Here is a 12,748-nt window from a genome sequence, read left to right on the forward strand (position 1 = left end):
CGATGGCTGCCACTCCCTTCGCCGAGCGCCCCACGAGCCTGAAGCTCCTCGGGGCCGGCCTCGTCGTCCTCATGGCGTTCTTCGTCTGGCTGACGTTCGCCTTCTTCTCCAAGACCTTCGTGGCCACCGACGACGTCACCGTCGACACGGGCAAGGCCGGCCTGAACCTGCCGCAGAGCGCCGACGTCAAGCTGCGCGGCATGATCGTGGGCGAGGTCAAGGACGTCGAGCCGCGCGACGGCGGCGTGCGACTCGTGCTCGGCCTCAAGCCCGACCTGATCGGCCAGGTGCCGGCCGACGTCACCGCGGAGATCGTGCCCAAGACGCTCTTCGGCGAGAAGTACGTCGCGCTGATCCCCGCCGACGACGCCGGCAGCGAGCGGCTGAAGGCCGGCGACACGATCCAGCGCGCCGAGGTGCCGATCGAGGTCGAGGAGCTGCTCAACGACCTCTACCCGCTGTTGCAGGCCGTGGAACCGGCCGAGCTGTCGTACACGCTCACGGCGGTCTCCCAGGCGCTCGAGGGACGCGGTGAGAAGCTCGGCGAGACCCTCGTGTCGGCCAACGAGTACCTCACGGCACTCAACCCCGACGTCCCGACGCTCGTCGACGACCTCACCAAGCTCGGCACCGTCTCCGACGGCTACGCCGCGCAGATGCCCACCCTCGGGCGCCTGCTGAAGAACACGGTCGTCACCGGCAACACGGTGGTCGCCAAGCGCACGCAGCTCGCGGCGTTCTTCGACGAGGGCACCCGGCTCGCGAACACGCTGACCGACTTCGTCGACGCCAACGGCGAGAACCTCGAGGTGCTCGCGAAGCAGAACCGTGAGCTGCTCGGCGTGACCGCCGACTACGCCAGCACCTTCCCCTGCTTCACCGGCGGCATGGCCACCGTGCTGCCGAAGCTCGACAGCGTCCTGCGCAACAACACCGTGCACATCGACCTGGAGCTCCTGGCCGAGCAGCCCACCGGCTACCAGCTGGGGGAGAACGCCGTGGTGCCCGACAACAAGACCCTCGACGAGGCCGAGCAGACCGACCCGAACAAGGTGAAGTACATCGACGCGCCGGACAAGGACAACGGTCGGCTCCCCAACACCCTGGGCGCCGTGTGCGAGGACCTCAAGGTCTTCAAGAAGAACGCCAACGACCCGAGCAAGTGGCCCTACAACCAGGCCGACCCGTTCCAGGTCGCTCCGGAGATCTACAAGCTCGTGGGCGTCGAGAACAGCCACAACGGCAAGTTCGGCAGCGAGGCGGACTTCGATCGCGCGGCCGTGGCCAACCTCGACTCGGCCGGCTTCTGGAACCCCAGCCTGGCCGACACCGACAGCGCCCAGCAGCGTGACGACGTGCGCCAGATGGCCGCCGCCGTGGCCGGTGTCGACGCCGACCGCGTCCCCGACGCCGCCTCGCTCCTGCTCAGCCCGATCCTGCGCGGCACGGAGGTGACCATTCGATGAGCAAGGCTCTGGACCGCGAGTCCATCTCCGCGATCGTCAAGCTGTCGATCTTCTTCGTCGTCACCGGTGCGGCCACGTTCCTGCTGATGCTGACCCTCAGCGGGGCCAACCTCGGCAGCAGCAACGAGTACAAGGCCGTCTTCTCCGACGTCACCGGCGTGGCCAAGGGCGACGACGTCCGCATCGCCGGCGTCTCCGTCGGGTCGATCAAGAAGGTCGAGATCCACGACACCGACGAGGCCATCATCACCTTCTCGGTGCGCACCTCGACCCCGCTCACCCGGGACACCAACGCGCAGCTGCGGTTCCGCAACCTCGTCGGCCAGCGCTACCTGGCGCTCTTCCAGGGCGGCGAGGGCGGCACCGCACGTCTGGCCCCGGGCTCGACCATCCCGCAGGACCGCACCGAGGAGGCACTCGACCTCAACGTGCTGCTCAACGGCTTCAAGCCCGTCTTCCAGGCGCTGTCGCCGTCGGACACCAACAAGTTCGCCTTCGAGATCGTCCAGACCCTGCAGGGCGAGGCCGGCAACGTCCAGAGCCTGCTGGCCCGCACCGCGTCGCTGACCAGCACGCTCGCCGACCGCGACGAGCTCATCGGCGACGTCGTGGTGAACCTGTCCGACGTGCTCGACACGATCGGCAGCCGCGACCAGCAGCTCACGGCCACGATCGACACCCTCCAGCAGTTCGTGACCGGTCTGAAGGGCGATCGTGAGGCGATCCTCGGCTCGCTCGACTCCATCTCCGACCTCACCACCGAGACCTCCAACCTGCTCGTGGAGGGCCGGCCCGACCTCACGGCCGACGTCAAGCAACTGCGCCGCCTGACCAAGAACCTGTCGAGCGAGCGCAACCTCAAGACCATCGAGGAAGCCGTGCAGATCCTGCCCATCAAGATGGAGAAGCTGGGCAACCTGACCTCCAACGGCAGCGTGTTCAACTTCTACGTCTGCGAGCTGAACGTCGACGTCTCCCAGCTCACCGGGACGCCGCTCGACGGCCTGCTCGACGGCCTGATCAGCGAGCTGGGCGCCGTCCAGGCCGGCGGCGACCGTTGCCGTACCGGCAACGGCGAGTACGGGAAGGCCGCGTCATGAAGCCCTTCCGCGAACGCAATCCCGTCATCATCGGCCTGATCGGCTTCTCCCTGATCGCGCTGCTGCTCGTCGCGGCCTTCCGCGCCGACCGGCTCCCGATCATCGGCGCCGGCGACACGTACCACGCCGAGTTCTCCGAGATCGGCGGCCTCAAGGACGGCAACGAGGTCCGCGTGGCCGGCGTGCCGGTCGGCAAGGTGCGTGGCATCGAGCTCGCCGGCAACAAGGTCAAGGTCACGTTCAAGGTCGACAAGGGCACGCGGCTGGGCCGCGAGACGGGTGCGGAGGTCCGCATCCGCACGCTCCTCGGCGCGCAGTTCCTGGCGCTCACGCCCTCGGGCTCGGGCCGTCTCGAGAAGGGCACCACGATCCCGGTGTCCCGCACGGTGCCGCCGTACGACGTGGTGCAGGCCTTCTCCGACCTCAGCACCACCACCGACGCGCTCGACGTCGGCCAGATCTCCGACGCGCTCGAGACGCTGTCCGACGTCGCTGCCCAGACCCCCGAGGAGTTCCGCGGCGCGATCCAGGGGGTCTCGGACCTCTCGCGCAACCTCGCGGCCCGCGACGACCAGATCAACACCCTCCTGGTGAACCTCAAGAAGGTCACGGGTGTCATCAACTCGCGCGACGACCAGCTCGTTCAGCTGGTGAAGGACTCCTCGGTGCTCTTCGACGCCGTCACCGAGCGGCGCGAGGCCATCCACCGCCTGCTCGTCTCGACGCAGGAGATCTCCGAGCAGCTCAGCGCCCTCGTGGACGACACGGAGGCCGACCTCAAGCCTGCCCTCCGGCAGCTGCGCGCCGTCACGACCATGCTGGCGCGCAACGAGCAGAGCCTCGACCGCGCCCTCACCGTGATGCCCGGCTTCCTGCGGGTCTTCGCCAACGCCCTGGGCAACGGTCCGTGGTTCGAGACCTACGTCAAGATCGGAGGTGCCGGATGACCAGGCTCGCCGGCGTCGCCCGCATCCTCACCGTGCTCGTCGCCCTCGTCCTCGTCGTGGGACTGGTGATCGTCTTCGGCCAGCGCGACGCGAAGAACACCATCACGGTCGACTTCGCCCAGACCAACTCGCTGTACGAGGGTTCCGACGTGCGCATCCTCGGCGTGGCCGTCGGCACCGTCGACCGGCTCGTGCCGCGCGGCCAGACCGTGCGCGCGACGATCTCCTACGACGCCGACGTCAAGCTGCCGGCCGACGTCAAGGCCGTCGTGGTCTCGCCGTCGATCGTGGGGGACCGGTTCGTGCAGCTGGCCCCGGCCTACGACGGTGGCCAGGTGCTGGCCGACGGTGCCCGCCTGGGCGTCGACCGCACCGCCGTCCCCGTGGAGCTCGACCAGATCTACAAGTCGCTCGACGACCTGTCGGTGGCCCTGGGTCCTGACGGCGCCAACAAGGACGGTGCCGTGAGCAACCTGGTGAAGGACACCGCGGCACAGCTCGACGGCCAGGGCACCCAGCTCAACGAGACGCTGCGCAACTTCGGCAAGCTCAGCCAGACGCTCTCCGACAACAAGGACGAGCTGTTCGGCAGCATGCGCGAGGTGGACCAGTTCGTGCAGCTGCTCCAGACCAACGACCAGGCGGTCCGCGACTTCTTCGACAGCACGGCGGAGGTCTCCACCGTGCTCGAGGGGGAGCGCGAGGACCTGCAGGCCACCGTGAAGGCGCTGGCCAAGGCCCTCGTCGAGGTGCGCGGGCTGGTCAAGGACAACCGTGCGGAGCTGCGCGGCAACGTCAAGCAGCTCGCGACGATCGCCGAGGTCCTGGGCGACCACCAGAAGGACCTCGAGGAGTTCACCGTGAGCGGCCCCACGGCGCTGTCGAACGTCGCGCTGGCCTACAACGGCGACTCCGGCACGCTCGACAACCACGCCGACGTCCTGGGTCTCGTGCTCGGCGCCGCCGAGAACCCCGGCGACCTCCTGTGCAACCTCAGCGAGCAGCTCCCGATCGACCTCAACGGACCCTGCGAGGACGTGCTCGGCCCGATCCTCGACGGGATCGTCTCGCCGATCATCGGCGGGCTCCCGCTCCCGCGTGCCGCCGTGGCGAACGAGCCCCCGTCGCCGGACCGGACGGACACGTCCCTCTCCCAGATGCTGGCGGTGGACCGATGAGCACCCGCACCGTGACCACCTCCACGCGACGACGCCCCTGGCGCACCGCGGCCGTCGGCGCGGCGAGCGCCGTGCTGCTCTCGGGCTGCTCGTTCTCGCCCTACGAGCTCCCCCTGCCCGGCGGTGCGGACCTCGGGTCCGACCCGTACACCGTCACGGTGCAGTTCCGCGACGTCCTCGACCTGGTGCCGCAGAGCGCCGTCCGGGTCGACGACATCGCGGTCGGCAAGGTCACCAAGATCCGGCTCGACGGCTGGACGGCCACCGCCACGCTCAAGATCAACCGCGACGTGGAGCTGCCCGACAACGCCGAGGCCCAGATCCGCCAGACGAGCCTGCTGGGCGAGAAGTTCGTCTCGCTCGCCCCGCCGTCCACCGGCGGCGTGGGCCAGCTCGGCAACGGCGACCGCATCCCGCTCGACCGCTCGGGCCGCAACCCCGACATCGAGGAGGTGCTGGGCGCGGCGTCCCTGCTGCTCAACGGTGGTGGGCTCGAGAAGACCAACACCATCGTCAAGGAGCTCAACAAGACGCTCGACGGCAACGAGCCGGAGATCAAGCAGCTCCTGCAGAGCACCACGACCTTCGTGGGTCAGCTCGACGACAACAAGGCCGACATCATCACCGCGCTCGAGAAGGTCGACAACCTCGCCCGGGCCACGCAGGACCAGGAGGGCGCCATCACCGCCGCACTCGACGACCTGCCCGAGGCCCTGCGGGTGCTGGACGACCAGCGCGACGACCTCGTCGGCCTGCTCACGTCGCTCGACCAGCTCAGCGACACCGCCACCGGGGTCATCCGCCGGTCGAAGGACGACACGCTGGCGGTGCTGCGCGACCTCGAGCCGACGCTGCGCGAGCTCGCGAACGCCGGAGACGACCTCGCGACCGCGAGCCAGCTGATCTTCAGCTTCCCGTTCACCGATGCGATCGTCGGCGGCAGCCCCGCCCGTGCGAGCAACCCCTGCACGGCCTACAACCCCGACGACGCCTCCACGCAGAACGATGCGACGGTCCGCCAGAACGTGGCCGACGGCGCCTGCTACGGCGACTTCATGAACCTCGACATCAACCTGTCGCTCAACACCAACCAGCTCACGAGCCTGGTCCAGGGCCTGCTGTCGCTCGGCAACACGCTCGTCCCGGCCGGGGCCACCGCCGAGGCGCCCGCGCAGGACGAGACGGCGACGGACCCGGCAGGCCAGCTCGTCGACCTGGTCGAGGGCCTCACGTCCCTGCCCACCGACGGGCTCGGGTCGCTCACCGGCTCGACGCCGAGGCCCAGCGCCTCGCCGTCGGCGGGGTCGAGCAGCTCGGGCCAGGGCGGATCAGGTGGCAGCGGGATCTGCGGGCTGCTCGGCAACTGCCGGGTCACCACCACGAGCCAGCTGATGGCCGAGCAGACCGAGGACGTCGGCCGGCTCGTGCTCGGACCGGTGGTGTCGCGATGATCACCAGGCTCACCAAGATCCAGCTCGTCATCTTCGCCATCATCGTGGCGGTCGGCGCGACCTTCGTCGGCGGCAAGTACGCCCAGCTCGACCGCCTGTTCATCGACCGGACCTTCCCGGTCACGGCCGACTTCGCCGACTCCGGTGGCATCTTCGCCGGCGCCGAGGTGACCTACCGCGGCATCGCGGTGGGCAAGGTCAAGCAGCTGAAGTTCACCGACGACGGCGTGGACGTGATCCTCGACATCGAGAAGAGCGCCCCCAAGATCTCCGACGACGTGGTCGCCACGGTGGCCAACAAGTCGGCCATCGGCGAGCAGTACGTCGACCTGTCGCCGCGCTCCAACCAGGCCCCGTACCTGAAGGCCGGCACCGTCATCCCGCGTTCGGACACGAACATCCCGATCTCCACCACGACGCTGCTGCTCAACCTGAACTCGCTGGTCTCCAGCATCGACACCGGCAGCCTGAAGACCGTGGTCGACGAGCTCGGCGCCGCCTTCGAGGGGACCGCACCCGACCTGGAGCGCATCCTCGACACGTCGTCGGAGTTCATCGAGGCCGCCCAGGAGAACCTCGGCGTGACGCAGAGCCTGATCCGCAACTCCTCGGGCGTCCTGCAGACCCAGATCGACAAGCAGCCCCAGCTCGCGACGTTCGCCCAGAACCTCGCGCTGCTCTCGGACACGCTGGTCGACGCCGACCCGGACCTGCGCCGGCTGGTCGACGAGGGGGCACCGAGCGCGGCGCTCGTCAACGACGTGGTGGAGGAGAACGCCGCCGAGCTGCAGATGATCTTCGCCGACCTGCGCACGGCCACCGAGCCGCTCGCGCGCAACGCCAAGTCGCTGCGGGTGCTGGCGATCCTGTACCCGTACCTGCTCGAGGGCTCGTTCAGCGTGGTCGCCCCGGCCAAGCAGGCCGAGGGCGAGTTCGACGCCACGTTCGGCCTGGTCATCACGAACCCGGCCGACCCGGCCGCGATCAAGCCGTGCGACGAGGACGACAACGGGCAGCGCCCGCGGCGCGAGCCGCAGGAGCTCTACGACATGCAGTTCGACCTTGAGGCCGGCTGTATCGTCAAGGACAAGGTCCCGCGCGGGCCCGACAAGACCGTGATCAACCGTGACCGGGCCGCCGTGGGAACCGGGGCGGACGCCGCCGGAAAGGACTCGTGGAAGTGGCTCCTGCTCGGACCGGCGACCAGCTGACCGCGCACCGCACCTCCCGCATCCTCGTCGTGCTCGCCGTCCTCGGCGTGCTCGTGGGGGTCGCAGGCCTGGTGGTGCCGCGGGTGCTCGGCGACGGTGGCGAGGACTCCGACCGCGCCGCCGTGGCGGCGCGCGTCAACGACTTCGCCACGGTGTACAACACGTACGACGTGGCCGACCTGCCGGACTACCAGCAGCGGATGAAGCCGCTGCTCACGCCGGGCTACTACACCGAGTTCGAGCGGATCACCGGTGCCGTCTTCGGCGCCCTGGAGTCCAAGGACCAGAAGAGCGGCGACGCCAACGTGCTCGGGGTCGCCGTCGACAGCATCGACGACGACTCGGCCGTGGCCATCGTCGCCGTCGACGCCTCGATCACGACGTCGGCCGACGAGGCCGCCGTGCAGCGTCGCTTCCGCTGGAAGGTCACGCTGTCGCGCAGCGGCGACGACTGGCTCGTGAGCCAGTTCGAGACCGTCGTGCCACTCGACGCGACCACGGGCGAGCCCGGCACGGACGAGGGCGCCACGCCGGCGCCGAGCGCCACCCCGAGCGAGGGCGCGGAGCCCCAGGAGACGCCGGAGGCCGACCAGTGAGCACCCACGACGGATCCTCCCGGCGCCGCCGCATCGCCGGCGAGAGCAAGCCGAGCGACGCGCCACGACCCGGACCGGCCAAGAAGGTCGTCAAGAAGCCCGTCGCGCGACCCGGCACACCCGCGACGTCGACGCCCGGCGCGACCCCGCGCGAGGAGACCACGCCCGTCGAGGAGCCGACCACGCCCGTCGAGGAGTCGACGACGGATGCTGCCGCACCCGAGGCGACCCCGACCGAGGACCGTGCCGCCGACGCGGCCGACCCCGCAGAGGCCGGGACCGACGCCGACCAGGACCACGGCGAGGACCGGGTCGCCGCACCACGCGTGGCTCCGCGCGTCGCGCGTCGTCAGGACCGTGCTGCCGCAGCCACGGCCACCGACGGAGAGACCACGACGGAGACCTTGTCGGGCGTGCCGACGGAGCCGAGCGGTCCGCGTGGCCGTCTCCCGCTCGGCCGGGTCCTGCTGCTCGCCATGGTGGTGGCCTCGCTCGTGTTCGGCGCGTTCTTCGGGTACCGCGGCGTGGCCGAGTGGCGCCAGACCCACGGCGTGGACGGCGCCCACGCGCAGGCGGCCGAGACCGCGGCGTCGGCGGCGGAGACGATCTTCACGTACCGCTACGACCAGCTCGACCAGTACCTCGAGGACTCCAAGGACGTCATGACGCCCTCGTTCGCGAAGGACTTCGAGACCATCTCGCCGGCCCTCAACGACCTGGCCCCGCAGCGCAAGATCCAGGTCGAGGCCACGACCCGCGACTCCGCCGCGCTGCCGTGCGGGGACGACTGCACGCGCAGCGAGGCGAAGGTCCTGCTCTTCGTCGACCAGGCCCGGCTCGCCGACGGGTCGCAGGTGCCGACGGTGTTCGGCAACCGGGTCGAGCTCACCATGGTCGAGCGCGACGGTCGCTGGCTGGTCGACGACATCCAGGCGCTCTGAACCGACGACCGCCCCGGACGAGGCCGCTCCGCCCGGTGCCGACCCGCGGCAGTCGCGTGGTCGAGAATGCCTGGCATTGCAGCCCCAACGCGCTGCTCGCCGTGCGGGCGGCCGAATACTCTGACCCATACCGGCCGTCTTGTCAAGGACCAGGCTTGCGTGCGTGTGGGCCCGGGGGCTAGACTGACTCTTCGCGCCCACCTCGTCGCCCTCGTTGCCCCTTGACTGGGGGCGTCAGTCATGCGCGCAGTCCATCCGTGACACCCCTTTGCGAGCCTTTGGAAGGACCCCTCTTGGCCGCCTCGCGCACCGCCGCCGCACCTGTCCAGAACACCGGGGACAAGAACGCCCCCCGCCGCATCTCCTTCGCCAAGATCTCCGAACCGCTCGAGGTTCCCGAGCTCCTGGCCCTGCAGACCGACAGCTTCGACTGGCTGATCGGCAGCGAGAAGTGGAAGGCCGAGGTCGAGGCATCCCTCGCTGCCGGCCGCACCGACATCTCCACGAAGTCCGGTCTGGAGGAGATCTTCGAGGAGATCTCGCCCATCGAGGACTTCTCCGAGACGATGAGCCTGTCGTTCCGCGACCACCGGTTCGAGCCGCCGAAGTACTCGGTGGAGGACTGCAAGGACCGCGACGTCACCTACGCCGCCCCGCTGTTCGTGACCGCCGAGTTCATGAACAACGAGACCGGCGAGATCAAGAGCCAGACCGTCTTCATGGGCGAGTTCCCGCTCATGACCGGCAAGGGCACCTTCGTCATCAACGGCACCGAGCGTGTCGTCGTCTCCCAGCTCGTCCGCTCGCCGGGCGTCTACTTCGAGCGCACGCCCGACAAGACGTCCGACAAGGACATCTACACCGCGAAGGTCATCCCGTCGCGTGGCGCCTGGCTGGAGTTCGAGGTCGACAAGCGCGACCTCGTCGGCGTCCGCCTGGACCGCAAGCGCAAGCAGAGCGTCACCGTGCTGCTCAAGGCCCTCGGCTTCACCGAGGCGCAGATCCTCGAGGAGTTCGGCCAGTACGAGTCGATCCGCCTGACGCTGGAGAAGGACAACGTCCAGACCCAGGACGAGGCGCTGCTCGACATCTACCGCAAGCTGCGTCCGGGCGAGCCGCCGTCGCGCGAGGCCGCCCAGAACCTGCTCGACAACTACTACTTCAACACGAAGCGGTACGACCTCGCGAAGGTCGGTCGACACAAGGTCAACAAGAAGCTGGGTGCCGACGAGGCCTTCGACCAGCAGACGCTGACCATCGACGACGTCGTCGCGACCATCAAGTACGTGGTGGCGCTGCACGCCGGCGAGACCGAGCTCGAGACGCCCGTGGGCTCCACGATCGTCGAGGCCGACGACATCGACCACTTCGGCAACCGTCGCATCCGCACGGTCGGCGAGCTGATCCAGAACCAGCTCCGCACGGGCCTGGCCCGCATGGAGCGTGTCGTGCGCGAGCGCATGACCACCCAGGACGTCGAGGCCATCACGCCGCAGACGCTCATCAACATCCGTCCGGTCGTGGCGGCGCTGAAGGAGTTCTTCGGCACGAGCCAGCTGTCGCAGTTCATGGACCAGAACAACCCGCTGGCGGGCCTGACGCACAAGCGTCGTCTGAACGCCCTCGGCCCGGGTGGTCTGTCGCGTGAGCGCGCCGGCTACGAGGTCCGCGACGTCCACCCGTCGCACTATGGCCGCATGTGCCCGATCGAGACGCCGGAAGGCCCGAACATCGGCCTCATCGGCTCGCTCGCCTCCTACGGGCGGATCAACGCGTTCGGCTTCATCGAGTCGCCGTACCGCAAGGTCGTCGACGGCACGGTCACCGAGCAGATCGACTACCTGACCGCCACGGACGAGGACCGCTACATCATCGCCCAGGCGAACTCGCCGCTCACCGACGACAGCACGTTCGTCGACGACGCCGTGCTGGTGCGCCAGCGCGGTGGCGAGGCCGAGCTGCGTCCCGCTGCCGACGTCGACTACATGGACGTCTCGCCGCGCCAGATGGTGTCGGTCGCGACCGCGCTGATCCCGTTCCTCGAGCACGACGACGCCAACCGTGCGCTCATGGGCGCCAACATGCAGCGTCAGGCCGTGCCGCTGGTGCGCAACGACGCCCCGCTCGTCGGTACCGGCATGGAGTTCCGTGCCGCCGTCGACGCCGGCGACGTCACGACCGCCAAGAAGGCGGGTGTCGTCAAGGAGGTCTCGGCCGACATGGTCGAGATCATGGAGGACGAGGGCACGTACACCACGTACCGCCTGGCCAAGTTCCGCCGCTCCAACCACGGCACCTGCACGAACCAGCGCCCCCTCGTCGCCGAGGGCCAGCGCGTGGAGGTCGGCACCCCGCTGGCCGACGGTCCGTGCACCGACGAGGGCGAGATGGCCCTGGGCACCAACCTGCTCGTGGCCTTCATGCCCTGGCAGGGCCACAACTACGAGGACGCGATCATCCTCAGCCAGCGCGTCGTGCAGGACGACCTGCTCACCTCGATCCACATCGAGGAGCACGAGGTCGACGCGCGCGACACCAAGCTGGGCCCGGAGGAGATCACCCGCGACATCCCGAACGTCAGCGAGGAGATGCTGGCCGACCTCGACGAGCGCGGCATCATCCGCATCGGTGCCGAGGTCGGCAACGGTGACATCCTCGTCGGCAAGGTGACGCCCAAGGGCGAGACCGAGCTGACGCCGGAGGAGCGCCTGCTGCGCGCCATCTTCGGCGAGAAGGCGCGCGAGGTCCGCGACACGTCGCTCAAGGTCCCCCACGGCGAGTCCGGCACCGTCATCGGCGTCCGCGTGTTCGACGCGGCCGACGGCGACGAGCTGAGCCCCGGCGTGAACCAGCTGGTGCGCGTGTACGTGGCGCAGAAGCGCAAGATCTCCGACGGCGACAAGCTGGCCGGACGTCACGGCAACAAGGGCGTCATCTCCAAGATCCTGCCCATCGAGGACATGCCGTTCCTCGAGGACGGGACGCCGGTCGACATCGTGCTGAACCCGCTGGGCGTGCCCGGCCGCATGAACGTCGGCCAGGTGCTGGAGATCCACCTCGGGTGGGTCGCCAAGGCCGGCTGGGACATCAAGGACATGAAGGACGAGTGGGCCGACCGGCTGCGCGCCATCGGCGCCGACCGGGCGCCCTCGAACTCCAACATCGCGACCCCCGTCTTCGACGGTGCCCGCGAGGACGAGATCCAGGGCCTGCTCGCCTCGACCCTGCCCAACCGCGACGGCGACCGGATGGTCGGCCCCGACGGCAAGGCGGTGCTCTTCGACGGTCGTACCGGCGAGAAGTTCCCCGACCCGATCAGCGTCGGCTACATGTACATCCTGAAGCTGCACCACCTGGTCGACGACAAGATCCACGCTCGCTCGACCGGTCCGTACTCGATGATCACCCAGCAGCCGCTCGGCGGTAAGGCCCAGTTCGGTGGCCAGCGCTTCGGTGAGATGGAGGTGTGGGCCCTCGAGGCCTACGGTGCCGCGTACGCGCTGCAGGAGCTCCTGACGATCAAGTCCGACGACATCGTGGGCCGCGTGAAGGTCTACGAGGCCATCGTCAAGGGCGAGAACGTGCCCGAGCCCGGCATCCCGGAGTCCTTCAAGGTGCTCGTCAAGGAGATGCAGTCGCTGTGCCTGAACGTCGAGGTCCTCTCGGCCGACGGCTCGAGGGTCGAGATGCGCGACGCGGAGGAAGACCTCTTCCGCGCCGCCGAGGAGCTCGGCATCGACCTGTCGCGTCGCGAGCCCTCCAGCGTCGAAGAAGTGTGAGCCCGTGGGGGGCCGCCGCGGCGGCGCCCCCCCCCCCACACCCCCCACAAAAAATAAAATAGAAAACTAATGGTAATAA

The 12,748-nt window shown here is 69.1% G+C and carries 9 protein-coding genes; all 9 read left to right on the forward strand.

From position 1 onward, the window contains the following. Positions 1-2 precede the first annotated feature (2 nt). The 9 genes from NUV38_RS13355 (at position 3) to rpoB (ending at position 12,669) form a co-directional block, all read left to right on the forward strand. The gene (locus NUV38_RS13355) at positions 3-1,466 is read left to right on the forward strand and encodes an MCE family protein (protein WP_257729591.1); all 1,464 of its coding nucleotides are present in this window, start codon (positions 3-5) and stop codon (positions 1,464-1,466) included. Continuing rightward, positions 1,463-2,566, forward strand: a complete 1,104-nt coding sequence (locus NUV38_RS13360; protein ID WP_257729592.1) for an MCE family protein — start codon at positions 1,463-1,465, stop codon at positions 2,564-2,566. Before NUV38_RS13355 ends, NUV38_RS13360 begins: the two co-directional genes overlap by 4 nt. Further along, positions 2,563-3,513 carry an MCE family protein gene (locus NUV38_RS13365; RefSeq protein ID WP_257729593.1) on the forward strand — a complete coding sequence of 317 codons (951 nt, stop codon included), beginning with the start codon at positions 2,563-2,565 and terminating at the stop codon, positions 3,511-3,513. The genes NUV38_RS13360 and NUV38_RS13365 overlap by 4 nt, the downstream gene beginning before the upstream one ends. Beyond that, positions 3,510-4,691, forward strand: a complete 1,182-nt coding sequence (locus NUV38_RS13370; RefSeq protein WP_257729594.1) for an MCE family protein — start codon at positions 3,510-3,512, stop codon at positions 4,689-4,691. The genes NUV38_RS13365 and NUV38_RS13370 overlap by 4 nt, the downstream gene beginning before the upstream one ends. Beyond that, the gene (locus NUV38_RS13375; RefSeq protein WP_257729595.1) at positions 4,688-6,142 is read left to right on the forward strand and encodes an MCE family protein; all 1,455 of its coding nucleotides are present in this window, start codon (positions 4,688-4,690) and stop codon (positions 6,140-6,142) included. Before NUV38_RS13370 ends, NUV38_RS13375 begins: the two co-directional genes overlap by 4 nt. Further along, positions 6,139-7,353 carry an MCE family protein gene (locus tag NUV38_RS13380; RefSeq protein WP_257729596.1) on the forward strand — a complete coding sequence of 405 codons (1,215 nt, stop codon included), beginning with the start codon at positions 6,139-6,141 and terminating at the stop codon, positions 7,351-7,353. Before NUV38_RS13375 ends, NUV38_RS13380 begins: the two co-directional genes overlap by 4 nt. After that, positions 7,323-7,949: a hypothetical protein gene (locus NUV38_RS13385; RefSeq protein WP_257729597.1), complete on the forward strand. Its 627-nt coding sequence runs from the start codon at positions 7,323-7,325 to the stop codon at positions 7,947-7,949. Before NUV38_RS13380 ends, NUV38_RS13385 begins: the two co-directional genes overlap by 31 nt. Next, a complete protein-coding gene (locus NUV38_RS13390; RefSeq protein WP_257729598.1) occupies positions 7,946-8,890 on the forward strand; it encodes a hypothetical protein in 945 nt (314 codons plus the stop codon). Before NUV38_RS13385 ends, NUV38_RS13390 begins: the two co-directional genes overlap by 4 nt. A gap of 293 nt (positions 8,891-9,183) precedes the next feature. Continuing rightward, entirely contained in the window at positions 9,184-12,669 is a 3,486-nt protein-coding gene (rpoB, locus tag NUV38_RS13395; protein ID WP_374627167.1) for a DNA-directed RNA polymerase subunit beta, read from the forward strand. Positions 12,670-12,748 lie beyond the last annotated feature (79 nt).

The organism is Aeromicrobium sp. 50.2.37 (genome assembly GCF_024655735.1).
Lineage (GTDB): Bacteria > Actinomycetota > Actinomycetes > Propionibacteriales > Nocardioidaceae > Aeromicrobium.